A 19,186-nucleotide genomic window follows, 5' to 3' on the forward strand; every position below is an offset into this window, starting at 1 on the left:
TTTTTTTATGTTATTTTTAAATCTTAAGAATATATAATTAGTTAAAATGTATGTTTTTTGAAATTGTGTTTCAACAAGCTATATAGAAAGCAAGTTAAGTTTCGGTGCTGTAAAAAAAGGTTCGTTAAATACTTTAAAAAAAAATATAAAATGAAGGCTTAGTTTTATTGTTTCTTAACATTAATTTAAAATTTATAATATTGTAAAAACTTTGATAACACGAAGTTTACAAATGGATAATTAATATTTGTTTAATTTGCGTTAAATTGATATTTATATGTTTGGTTGGGCAGGTGCTTTGTTATTTATTATAGCCTATTTGTTTTTGCTATTAGAAATTTTCACTACAAAAGAAAAAATGTATCATATATTTAATGCTTTAGGAGCTATTTGTTTATTAATTAATGCATTATATCTAGATGATACCCCAAACCTTGTGGTTAATTTGGTTTGGTTAATTATTGCAATAATTTCTATTTTTAAAATATTTCTAAAAAATAGAAAAGCTTAGTTTTTAGTTGAATTGAAGTAAGCTTAAAGCATACTTTTGATATAATTTGACTTTGTTCTTATAGTTTTCATCATTTTCTTCGAATAACCCTAAATAATAATAAGCACCATCAATTAGTGCATACATAATTTCTGTAACTTCCTTAATATTATCATTTTTAATAAGGTTATTTTCTTTAGCTTCTATCAATTGTTTTTCTAAAATAATATGTAGTTCTTCTAAATATTTTTTAAAACTTTCATTAAATTCTTTCATTCTATATATTAGCGCATAACAACTATAAAATACACCATCATCAAAATAACTATTCCAACTTCTAGAGAATAAAGAATGTATCAATCTTTCAATATTCTCTTTAGAGTTTATTCTAAGGCTTTTATCACTAACTATATGTAAATGTTGTTCTAACATATATTCATTTAGCCCTATTAATAAAGATTCTCTAGACTGAAAGTAATGAATAATTAGACTTTTACTTATATTCATTTCATCAGCAATTTTGGCAAATGAAGTGTTTTCTAAACCTATTTTTTTAGCTACTTCATAAAAAGAAATAATTATTTCTTTCTTTCTTATTACGCTTAAATTTTTTCTTCCCATTAACTTTTCTCTTAATAGCAAAAATAGAAATTTTAAAAACTATTCCTTTTTTTTAATTTATGAATTTTGTTTAGAATTTCTTAACAATAAGGTAGGTATTTATTAACTGACCAACTGGTCAATTTATTTTCTCTCTTCTTTAGTTTTGCCACAACTAAAACAAATATAAAATGAAATTACTAAAATTATTATTGATTTTTCTTTTTCTAGGTATCGGCTGTAAAGCTAAAGAAGAAGTGCCTGTTAAAAAGAAAAAAGTGGTCTTCATAATTGTAGATGGCGTCTCAAATGATCAATTGAAAAAAGCCAATACACCAATTTTAGATGCAATTGCAGAGAAAGGGAGTTATAGTGATGCTTTTGTAGGAGGAATAAAAGAAACCATAGCAGAAACACCTACAATTTCAGCAGTCGGTTATAACAGTTTATTAACAGGAACATGGGCAAACAAACACAATGTTTACGGTAATAGCATTCACAAACCAAATTATAACTATCCAACAATCTTCCGATTCTTAAAGGACTCTATACCAGATTTAAAGACTGCCATTTTTTCTACTTGGCTAGATAATAGAACAAAATTAGTAGGAGAAAATTTACCAGCTACTAGAAAAATGAAACTGGACTATCATTATGATGGTTTTGAACTAGACACTGTTGGTTTTCCTCATGATAGAAAAAGGAAATATATTAGAAATATCGACAGTATTGTTTCTAATGAAGCTAATAGATACATTAAAAAAGAAGCTCCAGATGTTTCTTGGGTGTATTTACAATTTAGTGATGATATGGGACATGGATATGGTGACAGTAAAGAGTTTGATGAAGCTGTTTATTTTGAAGATACTAATGTTGGTAAAATATATGAAGCTGTAAACTACAGAGAGAAAAATTTTAATGAAGACTGGTTGTTCATTGTAACTACAGATCATGGAAGAAGTGTTGAGGATGGTAGAGGTCATGGAGGGCAAAGTGATCGAGAAAGAAGTACTTGGATGATAACGAATAAAAACGACTTTAACAAGTATTTTAAAACAAGTACCGTTGGTATTGTTGATGTTTTTCCTACAATAACAGATTTTTTTAATGTGGATATTCCAGCAGAACTACAACAAGAATTAGACGGAATTTCATTTTACAATTCAAAATCAGTAAAAAATTTCAGAGGAGAATATGAAAATGATTCACTTCATTTTTCTTGGGATGGTATAGAACAATTAGAAGAAAATGCAACTATTTCTTTCAGTACAACCAATAATTTTAAAAAAGGTAGTAAAGACAATTTTATAGAATTAGCAACCGTAAAGCTATCAGATACAAAATTTACAAAAGCTTTTCCTACAGAAAAAACAGATACTATTAAATGTATTCTAACAACCAAAAATCAAATATTAAATACAACAATCATACTAAAGAATTAAAACGATGAAAAAATATCCTTTTTTATTTTATTTATTTTTCCTGATAACAATAATCCCTTTATATGCTCAAAGTAGTATTAAAGGAATTGTTAAAGATGCTGCAGGAGAATTATTGCCAGGTGTTAGTGTTATAATTAAAAGCACAACGAAAGGTACCAGTACTAATTTTAATGGAGAATTTGAGTTAAAAGTAGCGATAGACGAAACACTTGAGTTTTCATTTATGGGATACAAAACAAAAAAAGTACATTTAAAAAATTATTCAGATCTAATAATTTTATTAGAAGAAGATGCTTTTCAAATGGATGAAATTGTTGTGACTGCATTAGGTATTGAAAAAGAAAAGAAAGCACTTGGGTATGCTGTTCAAGATGTAAAAGGAGACAATATTAATAAGGCAAAAGAGTCTAATTTTGTAAACTCTCTTACAGGAAAAGTAGCAGGATTAACCATTCAAAATTCTACAGATTTATTTCAGAATGCAGTTGTTAAACTACGTGGTTCTACTCCGTTAATTGTTATTGATGGTATTCCAGACCGATCTGCAGATATTTGGAAAGTAAATTCAGATAATATTGAAAGTATTAGTGTTTTAAAAGGAACAACAGCTTCAGCATTGTATGGTTCAATTGGTAGAAACGGAGCCTTAATGATTGTGACCAAAAAAGGGAAAGAAGGAAAGGTTTCTGTTACAGTAAATTCTTCAAAGATATTTCAAACATCTTTTATTAGAGTGCCAGATGTGCAAACAACTTATGGAACTGGAAACCAAGGAAATTATGCTTACATCAATGGAAGTGGTGGAGGTACTGAAGGTGGAGGTTGGATTTGGGGGCCAAAATTAGACCAAAAAGATGCTTCAACTTCTAGTGGTTTTGTGGAAACGACTCAATTTAATAGTCCTACAGATACTAACGGAAATTTAGTTCCATTACCTTTTCTTTCTAGAGGAAAAAATAATATTAAAAACTTTTTTGAAACAGGAAGTATTTTATCAAATTCTATAGGAATTGATTGGGGTTCTGAAAAAGCAAAAGTACGTTTTTCAGCAGCTAATATTTCTCAGGAAGGAATTGTACCTAATACATCATTAGAAAACGCTTCATTCTCTATTAATACATCTGTAGATTTGTCAGAAAAATTGAAGGTTTCTGGGGGTTTAACTTATAATAACCAATATTCAGATAACTTTCCAGAAGTAGGATATGGCCCTACAAACTATTTATATAATTTAATTCTTTGGACAGGTGCAGATGTAGATGTTAGAGATTTAAAAAATTATTGGAAAAAAGGAGAAGAAGGCTATCAACAAAGACATTTTAATAGTTCTTACTATAATAATCCTTATTTTCAAGCATATGAATATTTAAGAGGTTATGATAAAAATACCGTATTTGGTAATTTTAATGCGAGTTATGAAATTACTTCAGGTTTGACCTTAAAAGGTAGAGTAGGTGTAAATAATTACAGTTTATACCGTACGTATAAAGAGCCAAAAAGTTACATAGGTTACGGAAATAAATCGAGAGGTAATTTTAGTATTTCTACAGCTAATTATTTTGATATGACTTCTGGCGTTGCTTTAGAATATAAAAAAGAGATAACAGAAGATTTTGGTATTAGAGGTCAAGTAGGAACAGAGAGTTTCTATAGCAAATACATTACGGGATCTCAATCTACAGATGGCTTAAACATTCCCGAGTTTTACAACTTGTCAAACAACGCAGGAGCATCAATAGTTGCAGAAAATAAGATTCAAAAGCAAGGAGTAAATAGTATTTATGGTTTTGTAGATTTTGACTTTAAAAATACTTACTATCTATCTTTAACAGGAAGAAATGATGTTGTTTCTACATTAAGATCTGGAAATAATTCTTTTTTCTATCCTTCTGTATCAGGGTCTTTAATTGTTTCTAAATTAGTTGAATTACCAAATTGGGTGTCATTTGCTAAAATTAGAGGTTCTTGGGCAATGGTTTCCGACGGAAAGATAAGTAATGATCCTTATGGTTACATTAGCGGATATGATAAAGGAAGAGGTTGGAATGGTACTTCTTCTGTTAACTCAAGTAATACTTATATTTCCTCTGATATTAAACCAGAAAGCACTTCTACTTGGGAAATTGGTGCAAACGTTAAACTTTTAGGAAATCGTTTAGGTTTAGATGTTGCGTATTACAAGTCTAGAGATTATAATAACATTATTAATAGTTCTGTTTCTAAGCCATCTGCATACTCTTATGTATTGTTAAATGGAGATGAGTATCAAAGACAAGGATTAGAATTTGTATTGAGTGGTAAACCTGTGAAAACAGAGAATTTTAAATGGGACATTAGTGCTAATCTAAGTAAGAATGAAAGAACTCAAACTGAAATTTATGGAGGTAAAGATAAAACAGCTAATAATATAAAAGTTGGAGAGCGTACAGATGCCATTTATACAGAAGTATATCAAACGAACCCAAATGGAGATATTATTTACAAGAACGGACTACCTGTAGCAGATCCTTACAACAGATTTATAGGGAACTCAAATTCAGATTGGGTCTTCGGAATTACAAATAATTTATCTTATAAGAACTTTGATTTTTCATTCTCTTTCGACGGAAGAAACGGAGGTGTAATTTATTCTACTACAAATCAAAAAATGTGGTGGGGAGGCACACATTCTGGTACTGTAAATCAATTTAGAGATGATGCTAATAATGGCAATAGTACATATGTAGGACAAGGTGTTGTTGTAACAGGAGGTGATGTTACTTATAATGTAGATGGAGGTATTCTTTCAGATACTCGTACTTATAAAGAGAATGATGTTGCAATTAATTACATCAACTTTATGCAAAAAACATCAAATAGAGCTAATTATAACCATCACTATTATTCTCAATCTTTTATCAAGTTACGTGAGGTTACTTTAAGCTATAGGTTTGATGAGCAAGTACTAAGTAACACCTTTTTTAATGCAGCAAGCCTTTCATTGGTTGGGCGCAATTTATTGTTGTTCTCAGATGCGCCAAATATTGATCCAGATTCTGGTTCAGACAATTTACAAACACCATCTACACGTAATATAGGTATCAATCTTAAATTAAAATTTTAATTCAATTACAATGAAAAGCTATATAAAATATAACGTTATAATTTTTTCAATATTGATGTTTTTATCATGCACAAATATTGAAGAATTACAAAATGATCCAAATAGAACCACAGAAGCTACACCAGATTTAATTTTAACAAAACTTTGTATCAACGCATTTAGCAATGTATCATTAGATGCTGCTTTAGCCTCAAGGCAAATGGCAAATGTAGATTCAAATGCAGACAGTCAATACTATACTTGGAATAGAGCTTCTTTTAATAATTATGATAATTTGAGGGAAGTTGTGCTAATGAGAAAAGAAGCAGAAAGAACAGGTGATACACATTATTTGTTTTTAGCAGATTTCTTTGAAGCCTATTTTATTGTGAATACCACCAGTTTTTTTGGAGATATTCCGTATGCTGAAGCTTTAAAACTTACAGAAGGAATTTCACAGCCAAAATACGATTCACAAAAAGAAATATTTTTAAAGGTATTGAATAAGTTGAAAGAAGCTTCAACTAATTTACCAAGCTCAGGAATTAGCTTTAAAGGAGATATTATTTATAATGGAAACCCTCTAAAATGGAAAAAACTAATCAATTCTTTTTATTTAAAAGTATTGCTGCAATTATCTAAACATGCCGGTGATGCAGATTTGAATATAAAAGGAAGGTTTAGTGAAATTATTTCCAATCCAACTTTGTATCCTTTAATTGAAAACAATGATGAAAGTGGTCAGTTGAAGTTTTTAGATATTGTAGAAAATAGATTTCCTCTATTTAATAGTAATAGCTTGCAAACAGCTTACACAATGGAAAAGACTTTTATAGACAAAATGAAAAGTTTAGAAGACCCAAGGTTGTTTGAAATAGCACAAAAAATGTCTTCAGCAGCTAGTTTAAGTACAACTGATTTTAATGCGTATAATGGCGTTTTAGGAAGTGGATTGTTAAGCGATAATCAAACGCAAAATACAAATGGAAATTCGTCTAGAATTAATGAAAACTACTTTTCAAACCCTGTTAATAAACCGAGTTTTGTTATTAGTTATGCAGAATTGAATTTTATTTTATCTGAAGCAATTGTTAGAGGTTGGGTTTCTGGTGATGCACAAGAGTATTATCAAAAAGGAATTGAGTCATCATTTACTTTTTACGAAGTTTCAGATAAGGCGGCAACATACCTTTCAAATTCAAATGTAGCTTTAGTTGCAGGAAGAGAAATACAACAAATTTTAGATCAAAAGCATATTGCAACTTTTCTAAATTCAGGTTGGGTGTCATTTTTTGATTTCTTAAGAACAGGATATCCTGTATTAGATGTTTCAGGAGCAGGAACAGCAGGTGTTTCTGTACCTAGAAGATGGATGTACCCTAATGAAGAATCTATTGATAATCCAATAAATTTATCAGAGGCTATTAAAAGACAATTTTCTTCTGGCGATAAAATTAGCGAAGGAACTTGGTTATTTGAATAAGTTTTTTGTTGCAGGTAAAAAAACAGGGTAAATTTTAATTTATCCTGTTTTTTATTATTCAAAAATGAAATAAAAGAGGGAATAACTTTACGTACTTTTTTTCTACTAAGCGGTCTATGCTTATTTTTTAGGATTAATTTTGTATTTTTAAAAAATGAATAAAAAATATTTTTACTTATTTTTCTTCGGATTTTTCTTTTTACCTTCCATAAAAGCCTTAAATATGGAAGTTACACCTAATTATTCATCTTTCATTGAATACAATTATCAAGACAATAGAATATTGATTAAAAAGATAAAAGCGAAACTAAATGCTTTAGAAAAAAAACGTGAACGATTAATGGTTTTGAAAAAATGGTCTGATTCTAATGAAAATAACTATCTCCTTAAAATTAATAAACTAAGAGATAGTTTAGAAGAATTAGGGGAAAGTTCAACAAAAAAACTAGACGCAGATGAGGTTATAAAAAAGCTTCAAAAACAATTAAAGTTTCTTAATAATGCTAGAGTAAACAAAAATGCAAAAGAAATTTGGACAATAAAAGACGATTCAATTTATGAGAAAAAAGCCAGTATTTTAATTGATAGTATTATTAAATTGAGAATAAAGAAAGAGTAATTTTCGATATTGCATTTCGTTCTAATTACAAACTTTCTTTTAAAACAGCAATTTCATCACGTAATTTAGCAGCAACAATAAAGTCTAAATTTTTAGCAGCGGCTTCCATTTGCTTGCGTTTTTCTCTAATTCTTTTTTCTATTTCTTCTTTAGGTAAATATTGTAAATCTTGTTCTGCAGCCACCTGCTTTGCATTGTCATAATGGTAGCTGGAAACAGCAGATTTTGTTAAAGTATCATCTATTTTTTTGTTAATCTGAGTAGGTGTAATGTTGTGTTTGGTATTGTATGCAATTTGTTTTTCTCTTCTTCTATCTGTTTCATCAATGGTTTTTTGCATACTTTTTGTCATTTTATCAGCATACAAAATAGCCAATCCATTTACATTTCTAGCGGCTCTTCCAATAGTTTGTGTAAGTGATTTTACATTTCTTAAAAAACCTTCTTTATCTGCATCTAAAATGGCAACCAAAGAAACTTCTGGTAAATCTAAACCTTCACGCAATAAGTTTACACCAATTAGAACGTCAAACAAACCTTTACGAAGATCTTGCATAATTTCTACACGCTCTAAAGTATCTACATCTGAATGAATATATCTACAACGTATATTTACTCTTGTTAGATATTTTGTTAATTCTTCTGCCATTCTTTTAGTAAGTGTGGTTACTAAAGTACGTTCGTCTTTCTCTACTCGAATTTGTATTTCTTCAATTAAATCATCTATTTGATTTAAACTTGGGCGTACTTCTATAATCGGATCTAATAAACCTGTTGGTCTAATAATTTGTTCAACAAAAACACCTTCTGTTTTTTCTAATTCATAGTCTGCAGGCGTTGCAGAAACAAAAATGGTCTGATTCTGAATTGCTTCAAACTCATCAAATTTTAAAGGACGATTGTCCATTGCTGCGGGTAATCTGAATCCGTATTCTACTAAATTTTCTTTTCTACTTCTATCGCCACCATACATTGCATGTGTTTGTGGTACGGTAACATGGCTTTCATCAATAATCATTAAATAATCATCCGGAAAATAATCTAACAAGCAGAAAGGTCTTGTTCCTGGCAATCTTCCGTCTAAATATCTCGAATAATTTTCAATTCCAGAACAATAGCCCAATTCACGAATCATTTCTAAATCGAATTCTGTGCGTTCTTTAATTCGTTTTGCTTCTAAGTGTTTTCCTATTTCATTGAAAAAAGCAACTTGTTTCATCATATCATCTTGAATCTGATGGATTGCATTTTGTAAAACATCAGGAGAAGTCACGAATAAATTTGCAGGATAAATACTTAATTCTTCGAAAGTATTTATTACTGCGTTACTTTCTAAATCGAATAATTCTATTTCTTCAATTTCATCACCAAAAAAGTGAATTCGATACCCATTATCTCCATAAGAAGGATAAATAGTTACAACATCTCCTTTTACTTTAAATGTTCCGCTTTTTATTTCATGTTCTGTTCTAGAATATAAACTTTGCACCAATTGATGTAAAAATTTTGTTCTAGATATTAATTGACCAACTTGAACAGGAATTACATTTTTCTTAAATTCTACAGGGTTTCCAATACCATATAGGCAAGAAACCGAAGCAACCACCAAAACATCTCTTCTACCAGAAAGGAGGGAAGAGGTAGTGCTTAAACGTAGACGCTCTATATCTTCATTAATAGATAAATCTTTCTCTATATAGGTTCCTGTTACTGGAATATATGCTTCTGGTTGGTAATAATCATAGTAAGAAACAAAATACTCAACGGCGTTTTCTGGAAAAAACTGCTTAAACTCTGAATATAATTGTGCTGCCAACGTTTTATTATGCGCTAAAACTAAGGTCGGTTTTTTAACTTCTTTTACAACATTTGCTACTGTAAAAGTTTTACCAGAACCTGTTACACCTAATAATGTTTGAAACTTTTCACCAGCAATAATACCTTCAGAAAGTTCTTTAATTGCTTGTGGTTGATCTCCTGTTGGAGAAAATTCTGAGACTAATTTGAATTCCATACTGTAAAAATACGTATACTTCTTTCATAAAAAAATAAACCTAATATTATTTTCTTATTAGCGAAAAATGACCTGTCTTTTTTCTGACATTACCGTTCAGGTCAATTAAAGTAGCACTGTACCAATAATCATTGGAAGGAAGTAACTTTCCGTTATAAGTACCATTCCAACCATCATTTGTTTTTAGATCTATATTCTTTAGAATTTTGCCAAATCTGTCAAAAACTTGGAGTTTTACTTCGTTATAAAAAGTATTATCTACTCCTAGTATTTTCCATTTATCAAGAACACCGTCTTCATTTGGAGAGAAATGTCTTTGGAAAAAGAGAAAAGAAACTTTTTTTGTATTTATAATACGGCCACAATTATTTCGATCTCTAATAAAAACCTTGTTTAAACCAGCGGGAACATTTTTAAAAGTATAAGATAAGTTTTCTGAGCCTTTTACAAAATTTGTAAGTGAATCATCATTAAGAGCATATTCATAATCGCCTTTACCAGTAACTTTAACTGTAATTGTATTGTCTGTAGGGTTTTCTTGATCGTCTATAAAGGTAATTGATTCAGGTTCTAAAAGTGCTTCATTAGATTCTAATACGGTAAATGTATTGTAGCCTGTGGTAAAAGAATTATCTGTTGTTATGCTCGTATCATTTTCATAACCTCTAGAAGCTTCAACTCTATATGTTCCCTCTTTATTTGCTTCTAAAATAGCATTTGTTTCACCAGATAATAAACTTCCGTTTAAATACCAGATATAGCTATCGGTAGGAACACCTGTATCTGCATCTAAGTTTTCTGTAAATGGCTGTGGAGAATCAATAGGATTGCTTACACAAAGAATTATGGGAGTTGTGTTGCCTTTTGGTGTTGGGCGTTCATTTACATAAAAGTTAAACTTACCTACCCCAGCACATGTATTTCCTTTAGATATTCGAACGTATATTACTGTGCTGTCTGTAAAATTATTTTGAGTATAGGTTTCTATTTTATTTATTTCTTTTTCTGCATCAAGTTTATTTAAGTAGAAATAAAACTGAAAATCTGTCTTATTAAAAGAGCTGTTTTTAAGTGTAATATCGTCAATCTTAGCGTCAAAATTAAAAATAGTATCTCCAGAACCTTTACTATTTCTTGCATTGAGGCTATTTATATTTTCATCTAATTCACTCTCATATATATCAGTATAAGTATCTAAAGAGGTTGCCGTTATTTTTAAGTCGATTTCTCCTGTGCTATAACAGCCTGTAATATTATTCGTAACTTTTACTAATAATTTATGGTTAAAGGGATTTATTGATGGGTTTCTGTACCCAACCTTATTAATAATAGGAGTTGTATAATTAGTATCTCCCGGTTCAAAGAAATCTACATTTACGTCAGTAGCACCTTCAGACAATTCTGTTTCTTTAGACTCTAAATTGAAGGATGTAATACCATCGGTAGAAACACTATCAAAATCACATTGATTATAGGTGTCAATTGAATTTACTTGAGGTAAAGTGTTTACTGTCAAATTAAATGTAGCATTATATTCGATAGTATTAGTGCATGAATCCTCTAGTGTAATAACTAAACTATAACTACCAGAATTTGTAGTTTGTAGGTTGGTTAACTCTAGTTTATATGCTGGAGCAGAAGAAGGTAGTTCTACTTTAGTAGTTCCGTTATCAAAAGTCCATGTATAGTTTAAATTAGTACCTGTAATAGTTTCTGGGATAATGGTTTTACTTTCTCCAATGCAAACCTGTAAATTTTCAAAGTTAACAACTTCATCTGTGTCTTCGTCTTTAATACCTACATCTAAGAAGAAAGATTGAATAAATGGAGGTAAGCCTTCTGTGGAATTTTGACCATTTAGAGGCAAGCCATCTTCTACAAAATTAATAGCACTACCATCTTTCTCTGGGAAATTAATGATACCTAAAAAACTTTGACGACTTCTAGCATAATATATTTTTCCATCGGAAGCTAGTTGCAATGCACCTCTGTACCCTGTTGAAGTTCTATATATCTCTTTAGAACTAGCATTTATAGCTGTTATATCACTGCTACTTAAATCATATTGAACAATACTAGCATTACTTGGGGCGTTTATTAAACCAGTACGATTATTAAGCTGACTGTGGGCTCCTGTAGATATGTATAATTTTTTACTACTTCTAGAGAACCCTACACCATAGCTGCTTAAGCCATGAATATCTAAGTTTTTTTCATTGGATATTTCACCTGTAGCAGGATCAAAATCGTACAAGTAAGTGGCTCCGTCTCCTTGAGATGCACTTACAAGGGTTTTACCATCTGGAGAAACTTTTAAAGCTCCTCTTAAGTTTGATATAAAGCTATGATCTGATATTACCGCCGTTCTATTTACTCCGTTGCTATCTATGAGGTAAGCGTAAAATTTATTGCTATCTGAAGTAACAACCCAAAAGGTGTTACATAACTTACCTTTAACTGCAGTTATTTTTTCGTTTGCGATTGCATTAATTGCTGTAGGTAAATAAATATTTTTATCTGTAACTTCACCTAAACCATCATTTCTAGAAATATCTACTGTGGAATAATTAACTCCGTCTATGTTATTACCGTCAGTAACTGTAAAAATATAATAAATATTATTATTTAATGGTTTTGGAACAATGATGGCCGATTGTGTACTAGATGAATTACCAAGAAGCCCTCTTCCGTTAGACATAATTGTACCAGTATTACTGTAGACAGTTTGACCATCAGTGTAAAACTGTAAAACACCCTCAGAATTTGAAATAGATGCAGAACCTTCATCTGTAGAAAGTGCTCCTCTAATTGCTTTTGGAGGAAAACTAGTGAAATCTAAACCAGCATTCTCGCCAAAATACCAAAAATTAGCTTCTTTTTGAGAAAATGTATTTAATGCAATAAAAAGTAAAAATAGAGTTAATATATTTTTCATTTGATGGTATTTCTTTTCTTAACACCAAATATATTTAAAAAGTATTATAAATCTCTCTTTTTTAACAGTGCGAAAGACAAGTAGATGAATATAAATGTCCAAACAGAAACAATTATGATTGTTGAGAAATCTACAGCGTAGCTTTTTGTAAATGTTTCTCCTATTTGGTTTGCGACAGATCTAACGGCGCCTAATCTTGTAAAAGGCTCTTTTATTAAGTTAGACATTGCTTCAAAAGGAAGAAATTGCATTATAGCATCTACTTTTTCACTGATGTTTTCAGAATCTTTGAAACTCCAAAATAAGTAGCCCTTAAAAATACTTTCAGCAAAGAACCAAACCACCATTGCTCCAACGGCAAAAGCAGATCTTTTTACTAAAATACCGAAGAATAAACCCATAGAAAAGAAAGCAACTAATTTAATAAAGAATGCTAAAAGATATTGTAAATCTGAAGTTATAATGGCAAACTCATTGTAATCTGAATAGCATAAACCTAAAATTAATGAAATTACAAAAACAAAAACTGTAGATACTAGAGCAAAAACAACTACGGTATAAAATTTAGAAAGAATAAATTCTTTTTTACTTAAACCGTCAATTAAGTTTTGTTTTAATGTTTTGTAGCTATATTCATTCGCCATCATAGAAACAATAACTAAGAGTAGAAAGAATTTTAAAATAGCAGCCATATACGTGTTAAAATGCCAGATGTAAGGGAAGTTAAAGATTCCTATCTCTGCTAAATGAAATTTAATTGGACCAACATCGAACTTTATTGCTGCTATTAGGGCAATACAAGTTAATAAGCCAAAATAAATTAGCGACAAAACTTTACTTGCTTTGTTGTATTTTAATTTATGAAATTCTATCGTTAATAATCTTAACATGATGTTTTGTGTTTTATTGAAATAGTTCTCGACTGCGCTCGAACGAACATTTTATAATTAGTTGTTGTTTGTTAAATCTAAGAATTGTTGTTCTAAGCTTGGTTTACGTTTTACCAAATGACTTAAAACAATGCCTTTGTTAAATAAAAAGGTGTTCATTTCTTTGGGGGATAGAGCATCATTTAAAGTAGCAATAATCGTTTCATGATCTTTGGTTACTTTATTTATTGATGGGTGTTTTTCTAATTCAGCCAATAACTTTTCTTCATTTTCATCTACTTTCAACTCAAATAAACCATTAGAGGCAGTCATTTCATCGACTCTACCGCTGTATAATTTTACTCCTTTTCTAATAACAACCACATGAGAACACACTTTTTCAACTTCATCTAATAGGTGAGAAGCTAATAAAATAGTAGTTCCTCTACTTGCAATTTCATTAATAATTTGTCTAATTTCATGAATTCCTTGAGGATCTAAACCATTAGTAGGTTCATCTAAAATTAGAATTTCAGGATCATTTAACAAAGCAGAAGCAATTGCCAAACGTTGCTTCATACCTAAAGAGAAGGTTTTAAACTTGCTGTTTTTTCTATCGTAAAGATTTACAGTTTTTAATTTCTCATCAATTTTATCTGCAGATATTCCTTTGATTGTACAAATCAGTTTTAGGTTTTGTACAGCAGTCATGTAAGGGTAAAAGTTAGGTCTTTCTATAATTGCACCTACCTTTTTTAAGGCTTCATGTGTAGATAGTTTTCCATTAAACCAAGAAAATTCGCCAGAAGTTCTGTTTACAACATTTAAGATAATTCCTAAAGTGGTCGATTTCCCACTTCCGTTTGGACCTAAAATTCCGTAAACATTTCCTTTTTTAATATCAAAAGAAAGATTGTTTACTGCATGAATAGTTCCGTATTTTTTATCGAGGTTTTTAAGTGATAAGATAGTTTCCAAAGAAATTGTGTTTAGTCGATTATAAATGTAAGACGACTAATTTACAATTTTGTTACTTAAAAACTGTTTAATTATTGAATTGTGTAAATGTTTAATTGAAATAAATAAAGGGTAGTAAATTTAGAAATAAGAAGATTAAGATTTAAACGTGTATTAATATTCAGTATAGTCGAAATCATCATCGAAATGACCAAATTCGTCATCAATATCTTCCTCATCTCCAAAACCATCATCTAATTTTTCTGCAATAAATTCTTTCTCAGGAGCTTCATTAGGAATTTCTCCAACGGTAAGAATAATTTGAGGTAAACCTTCTTTTTTTTCTGAAGAAACCTCAATAACATCTACATAGAAAGTCCACATTTTTAAGAAATCGTACACATAAATTAATTTGTCATTTTCTTCTGGTAATGTATCATTTAAAACACACTTTTGCATAGAAATACCTTCGCCAACTTCTTCCATATTAAATAACGGAATTTCTTCACCTTGATTCCACTCTTCATCAGTTCTGTAAAAAGAGGCCATTTCTCTACCTCCAAAACCAAATGATTTTGCAATTGTTAGGTGTAAATCTTCTAAATTTAAGTTGTCTTCAACTAAAATTGTTCTAATTACATCTTCTTTAGTGTCTAAAATTACGCGTATTTTGTACATAGAATGCTTTAGCTTTTCAGTTGCAAAAATACAATTTTTTATACGTATTTTTACATATTAAATAATCGATTATGGATAAAACTAGTATTTTAAAAGCATTTAACGAGCGTTCTAAAAATACGCTAATGGAAACTCTTGATATTGAATATGTTGCTATTGGAGATGACTTTTTAACAGCAAAAATGCCCGTAAATTCTAGAGTTCATCAACCTTATGGGCAATTACACGGTGGCGCAACTGCGGCTTTAGCCGAAAGTGTTGGTAGTGCAGCATCAAACTTTTTTATTGATAGTAAAACGCAATTTATAAACGGAATTCAATTGTCTATAAATCATATAAAAAGTAAACGAGAAGGCGTTGTTTTTGCTACAGCAAAGAATATTCACAAAGGTAAAAGCACGCATTTATGGGAAGTTAGAATTGTAGATGAAGACAATCAGTTAATTTCGGTTGCAAAAATGACCAATATTGTTTTAGAAATCAGAAAAAAATAATTTTTAGTTTTGAATAGTTTGTTTGATAAAATTACTGCTCAATACAGTAAAAAAATGCCTTTTGTAACATATAGGAAGCCAAATGAGAAAAATATTGCTGCTTTTTTTATGCCGAATGCTAAGTTAAGTTTTGTTTCAAGTTTCGAAGAAGAAGGGTTTGTTTTTGCCCCTTTTGATAGTGAAGAAAAAGCTATTTTATTTCCAGAAAAAAAAGCTCTTTTTTTGTTTGAGGAAGTACAAGTAGATACATATAGTTTAGACGATATTGTTTTTAAAGTAGATAATTCATCCAAAGAAAAACATGTAAGAACTGTTGAAAAAGCAATTGAAAAAATTAAGGCGGGTGATTTACAAAAAGTTGTAATTTCTAGAGAAGAACTGATTTTTATTAGCGATTTCGATTTACTTGAAATTTATAAGAAGTTACTTTCTACTTATAAGAATGCCTTTGTTTATATTTGGTTTCATCCTAAAGTAGGCTTGTGGCTCGGAGCTACACCAGAAACGTTGTTAAATATAGAAGGAACTAAGTTTAATACCATGTCTCTGGCAGGAACACAACTTTATAAAGAGAATGAAACGGTAGTTTGGAAATCTAAAGAATTAGAAGAACAACAATTGGTGACTAATTTTATAGAGAATAAGTTAGTAACCATTGCAACTAATTTAGAAATAGATAAAACAGAGACTGTAAGAGCGGGGAATCTGCTACACCTAAGAACAAAGGTTTCTGGAGAACTACAAAACTCTTCAAATTTAAAAAAAATGATTAGAGCGTTACACCCAACACCAGCAGTTTGTGGTCTGCCTAGAGGAAATGCCAAAGATTTTATTACTACTAATGAAAACTACCATAGAAGCTTTTATTCAGGCTTTTTAGGAGAATTAAATCTTCGAGGCACAAAAGAATCTGAAAATTGTTCTTCTCTATTTGTGAATCTACGTTGTATGAAAATTGAAAATAATACCGCTTCTATATTTGTTGGTGGCGGAATTACAAAAGACAGTAATGCAGAAAATGAGTGGGAGGAAACTGTTTCTAAGGCTAAAACGATGAAACGTGTTTTATAATATTTAAATATTTATTTTCTAAATTTAACATAAAAAACCGCAAATAGTAAATTTGCGGTTTTTTCCTTGTGTGTAAAATTGAATTTGAATTGAAATTGTTTTCTGTATAAAGTTTTTTTATGAATTTTCTTTATTCACAAATCAATTTATACAAAAATAATCTACGACTGTTATATATCGTCAAAAGAAATGTCTGTAAAACTTTCTGTAGAAGTAGTTGTTTCTTCTGCATCTGTTTTAATTTCTTCTTTCTTAAAATCTTTTTGATGACGCTCACTAATTACTTCATCACCTTTTTCGTTGATAATGTAGTCAGTAGCTTTTTTTAACATTTCATGAAAGTCTGTAAAATCTTCTTTATACAAGTAAATTTTATGTTTTTGATAGTGAAAAGTACCATCATCGTGTGTAAATTTTTTACTTTCTGTAACTGTTAAATAATAATCGTCTGCTTTTGTTGCTCTTACATCAAAAAAATACGTTCTTCTTCCAGCTCTTAATACTTGTGAAAAAATTTCTTCCTGTTCAACTCTCTCTGCCATGTTCTTTAAAAATAGTAGTTATGTAATTATATTTATAGTAACAAATCTAACAAAATATTTTACGTAGCAATGTTAAAGATTAATTTTCTTTTTCTAAAAGTTGCTGTTCGTACAAATATTTATAATAGCCTTCTTGTGTTATTAGTTGATTATGAGTGCCTTGTTGTATTATTTTGCCCTTGTCTAAGATAATAATTTTATCTGCATTTTTTGCAGACGAAACTCTGTGGCTAATAATAAAAGTAGTTTTATTTTTAGAAACATTCTTTAGATTCGCTAAAATTCTTTCCTCAGTTTCTGTGTCAACAGCAGATAAACAATCATCAAAAATTAATATTTTGGGGTTCTTAATAATTGCCCTTGCAATAGATACACGCTGCTTTTGTCCGCCAGAAAGAGTAACACCACGTTCACCTAAAATGGTTTGATACCCGTTAGGGAAATCGATAATATTTTCATGCACAACGGCATTTTTGGCTGCTTGTATAATTTCTTCTTGAGTAGCATCTTCTTTTCCGAATTTTATATTGTTACCAATACTTTCCGAAAACAAAAATGGATCTTGAGGAACAAAACCAATTTGGTTTCTAATATCGTTTAAATTGGTCGTTTCAATGGAGGTGTCATCTAAAAGAATAGTTCCTTCTTTTATGTCGTATAATCTTGCAATTAATTCTATAATAGTAGATTTCCCAGAACCCGTTTTACCTAATATGGCAATCGTTTCGCCAGCTTCTGCAGTAAATGTAACGTTTTTTAAAGCAGTAATATTTGTATCGTCATAAGTAAAAGTAACATTTTTAAAAGCTATTTTTCCTTTTAATAACGTAGGTTTTGTATTCTTGTTTTGAATTTCTGGAACTTGCTCTAAAAATTCATTAATTCTAACCTGGGAAGCTTCTGCTTGTTGTACCATAGAAGTAACCCAACCTACAACTGCAACGGGCCATGTTAAAATATTTACATACAGCATAAACTCTATTATGGTTCCTATTTGAATTTCATCATTAATATATTGTTGGCCACCAATATAAATTACAATAAGATTACTTAGACCAATTAATAAAATCATTAAAGGAAAAAATAATGCGTTTGCCTGCTGAAGATGAATGTTTTTTTCTTTGCTTTTGTCTGCAATAGCATCAAAATCGTTAATAATAGAATTTTCGATTCCGTAAGATTTTACAACACTAATTCCAGAGAAGAATTCTTGATTAAAAGTTGTTAATTTTGATAAGTATTCTTGAACAATACTACTTCTTTTATGAATTACTTTACTTAAAGTGAAAATTGAAATTGATAAAATAGGAAAAGGAAGTAAGGTATACATCGTTAATTTTACATCGATATTCATCATTTGTGTAAAACCAACAACTAAAAGTACAATCATATTCATACTATACATTACAGCAGGCCCAACGTACATTCTTACTTTAGAAACGTCTTCAGAAATACGATTCATTAAATCTCCTGTTCTATTTTTTTTATAGAAATTAAGAGATAATCTTTGGTATTGTTGATAGATTTCGTTCTTTAAATCGAACTCGATTAAGCGAGAAGTAACAATAATAGTTTGTCTCATTAAAAAAGTGAAAAAACCAGCTAAAATTGCAACACCTATAATAATTAACACATTCATTAAAAGCTCGTGTTCTACAGCTTCTATGTCGGTTATGGTACCGTTTTGGTAATCTTCAACAATGTTTAAAGAGTCACCAACAATTTGCGGAACTTTAAGTGCTAATAACTTTGATAAAATGGTGATTAAAATACCAATTAATAATCGCCATTTATATTTTACAAAGTATTTATTTATATATTTTAGAGCCTTCAATTCAGATACGAAATTTAAAAAATAAAATTACAATTTATACCACCTATCTTTCTTTATTTTCTGTTAAAATAAATGA

The 19,186-nt window shown here is 29.8% G+C and carries 15 protein-coding genes; 7 read left to right on the forward strand and 8 right to left on the reverse strand.

What is annotated here, in order from left to right; all coding sequences use genetic code 11:
• The first annotated feature begins 277 nt into the window (after nucleotides 1-277).
• A complete protein-coding gene (locus CW731_RS01025) occupies nucleotides 278-511 on the forward strand; it encodes a hypothetical protein (protein ID WP_100944966.1) in 234 nt (77 codons plus the stop codon).
• A gap of 3 nt (nucleotides 512-514) precedes the next feature.
• Here the strand turns inward: CW731_RS01025 and CW731_RS01030 are convergent, their stop codons facing one another.
• Entirely contained in the window at nucleotides 515-1,111 is a 597-nt protein-coding gene (locus CW731_RS01030) for a TetR family transcriptional regulator (RefSeq protein ID WP_100944967.1), read from the reverse strand.
• 170 nt (nucleotides 1,112-1,281) lie between these two features.
• On the opposite strand from CW731_RS01030, the gene CW731_RS01035 reads away from it, so the two are divergent.
• The 4 genes from CW731_RS01035 to CW731_RS01050 all read left to right on the forward strand — a co-directional run bounded on the left by CW731_RS01035 (nucleotide 1,282) and on the right by CW731_RS01050 (nucleotide 7,716).
• Nucleotides 1,282-2,532 carry an alkaline phosphatase family protein gene (locus CW731_RS01035; RefSeq protein WP_100944968.1) on the forward strand — a complete coding sequence of 417 codons (1,251 nt, stop codon included), beginning with the start codon at nucleotides 1,282-1,284 and terminating at the stop codon, nucleotides 2,530-2,532.
• A 4-nt stretch (nucleotides 2,533-2,536) separates the two neighbouring features.
• Complete coding sequence (locus CW731_RS01040; RefSeq protein WP_100944969.1) at nucleotides 2,537-5,635, forward strand: SusC/RagA family TonB-linked outer membrane protein; 3,099 nt, start codon at nucleotides 2,537-2,539, stop codon at nucleotides 5,633-5,635.
• 55 nt (nucleotides 5,636-5,690) lie between these two features.
• Nucleotides 5,691-7,097, forward strand: coding sequence for a SusD/RagB family nutrient-binding outer membrane lipoprotein (locus tag CW731_RS01045; protein ID WP_232734699.1), 1,407 nt, complete (start codon nucleotides 5,691-5,693; stop codon nucleotides 7,095-7,097).
• A gap of 154 nt (nucleotides 7,098-7,251) precedes the next feature.
• A complete protein-coding gene (locus CW731_RS01050) occupies nucleotides 7,252-7,716 on the forward strand; it encodes a hypothetical protein (protein ID WP_100944971.1) in 465 nt (154 codons plus the stop codon).
• Nucleotides 7,717-7,741: 25 nt separating this feature from the next.
• Here CW731_RS01050 and uvrB read toward each other — a convergent pair whose 3' ends face one another.
• The 5 genes from uvrB to CW731_RS01075 form a co-directional block, all read right to left on the reverse strand.
• Nucleotides 7,742-9,730 (reverse strand): excinuclease ABC subunit UvrB, encoded by a 1,989-nt coding sequence (uvrB, locus tag CW731_RS01055; protein ID WP_100944972.1) that lies wholly within the window; start codon nucleotides 9,728-9,730, stop codon nucleotides 7,742-7,744.
• 46 nt (nucleotides 9,731-9,776) lie between these two features.
• On the reverse strand, nucleotides 9,777-12,665 hold the full coding sequence (locus CW731_RS01060; RefSeq protein WP_100944973.1) for a T9SS type B sorting domain-containing protein: 2,889 nt from the start codon (nucleotides 12,663-12,665) through the stop codon (nucleotides 9,777-9,779).
• A gap of 44 nt (nucleotides 12,666-12,709) precedes the next feature.
• A complete protein-coding gene (locus CW731_RS01065; RefSeq protein WP_100944974.1) occupies nucleotides 12,710-13,555 on the reverse strand; it encodes an ABC transporter permease in 846 nt (281 codons plus the stop codon).
• 57 nt (nucleotides 13,556-13,612) lie between these two features.
• A complete protein-coding gene (locus CW731_RS01070) occupies nucleotides 13,613-14,512 on the reverse strand; it encodes an ABC transporter ATP-binding protein (protein WP_100944975.1) in 900 nt (299 codons plus the stop codon).
• Nucleotides 14,513-14,665: 153 nt separating this feature from the next.
• Nucleotides 14,666-15,169 (reverse strand): hypothetical protein, encoded by a 504-nt coding sequence (locus tag CW731_RS01075; protein ID WP_100944976.1) that lies wholly within the window; start codon nucleotides 15,167-15,169, stop codon nucleotides 14,666-14,668.
• 71 nt (nucleotides 15,170-15,240) lie between these two features.
• Between CW731_RS01075 and CW731_RS01080 the strand changes: the two genes are divergently transcribed.
• Together CW731_RS01080 and CW731_RS01085 are read left to right on the forward strand one after the other, a co-directional pair.
• Entirely contained in the window at nucleotides 15,241-15,663 is a 423-nt protein-coding gene (locus tag CW731_RS01080; RefSeq protein WP_100944977.1) for a PaaI family thioesterase, read from the forward strand.
• 54 nt (nucleotides 15,664-15,717) lie between these two features.
• Nucleotides 15,718-16,734 carry a chorismate-binding protein gene (locus CW731_RS01085; protein ID WP_232734700.1) on the forward strand — a complete coding sequence of 339 codons (1,017 nt, stop codon included), beginning with the start codon at nucleotides 15,718-15,720 and terminating at the stop codon, nucleotides 16,732-16,734.
• Between the two features lie 170 nt (nucleotides 16,735-16,904).
• Here the strand turns inward: CW731_RS01085 and CW731_RS01090 are convergent, their stop codons facing one another.
• Both CW731_RS01090 and CW731_RS01095 read right to left on the reverse strand, forming a co-directional pair.
• A complete protein-coding gene (locus CW731_RS01090) occupies nucleotides 16,905-17,276 on the reverse strand; it encodes a PUR family DNA/RNA-binding protein (protein ID WP_100944978.1) in 372 nt (123 codons plus the stop codon).
• 79 nt (nucleotides 17,277-17,355) lie between these two features.
• A complete protein-coding gene (locus CW731_RS01095) occupies nucleotides 17,356-19,110 on the reverse strand; it encodes an ABC transporter ATP-binding protein (protein ID WP_100944979.1) in 1,755 nt (584 codons plus the stop codon).
• Nucleotides 19,111-19,186: the final 76 nt, after the last annotated feature.

This window comes from Polaribacter sp. ALD11 (assembly GCF_002831685.1).
Taxonomy (GTDB): Bacteria; Bacteroidota; Bacteroidia; order Flavobacteriales; family Flavobacteriaceae; genus Polaribacter.

Excerpts from the sequence above, each read along its gene's own strand:
- CW731_RS01090 (WP_100944978.1), bottom strand. The coding sequence starts at position 17,276 with ATGGCAGAGAGAGTTGAACAGGAAGAAATTTTTTCACAAGTATTAAGA.
- CW731_RS01030 (WP_100944967.1), bottom strand. The coding sequence starts at position 1,111 with ATGGGAAGAAAAAATTTAAGCGTAATAAGAAAGAAAGAAATAATTATT.
- CW731_RS01040 (WP_100944969.1), top strand. The coding sequence starts at position 2,537 with ATGAAAAAATATCCTTTTTTATTTTATTTATTTTTCCTGATAACAATA.
- CW731_RS01045 (WP_232734699.1), top strand. The coding sequence starts at position 5,691 with ATGTTTTTATCATGCACAAATATTGAAGAATTACAAAATGATCCAAAT.
- CW731_RS01035 (WP_100944968.1), top strand. The coding sequence starts at position 1,282 with ATGAAATTACTAAAATTATTATTGATTTTTCTTTTTCTAGGTATCGGC.
- CW731_RS01085 (WP_232734700.1), top strand. The coding sequence starts at position 15,718 with ATGCCTTTTGTAACATATAGGAAGCCAAATGAGAAAAATATTGCTGCT.
- CW731_RS01065 (WP_100944974.1), bottom strand. The coding sequence starts at position 13,555 with ATGTTAAGATTATTAACGATAGAATTTCATAAATTAAAATACAACAAA.
- CW731_RS01080 (WP_100944977.1), top strand. The coding sequence starts at position 15,241 with ATGGATAAAACTAGTATTTTAAAAGCATTTAACGAGCGTTCTAAAAAT.
- CW731_RS01025 (WP_100944966.1), top strand. The coding sequence starts at position 278 with ATGTTTGGTTGGGCAGGTGCTTTGTTATTTATTATAGCCTATTTGTTT.
- uvrB (WP_100944972.1), bottom strand. The coding sequence starts at position 9,730 with ATGGAATTCAAATTAGTCTCAGAATTTTCTCCAACAGGAGATCAACCA.
- CW731_RS01060 (WP_100944973.1), bottom strand. The coding sequence starts at position 12,665 with ATGAAAAATATATTAACTCTATTTTTACTTTTTATTGCATTAAATACA.
- CW731_RS01050 (WP_100944971.1), top strand. The coding sequence starts at position 7,252 with ATGAATAAAAAATATTTTTACTTATTTTTCTTCGGATTTTTCTTTTTA.
- CW731_RS01075 (WP_100944976.1), bottom strand. The coding sequence starts at position 15,169 with ATGTACAAAATACGCGTAATTTTAGACACTAAAGAAGATGTAATTAGA.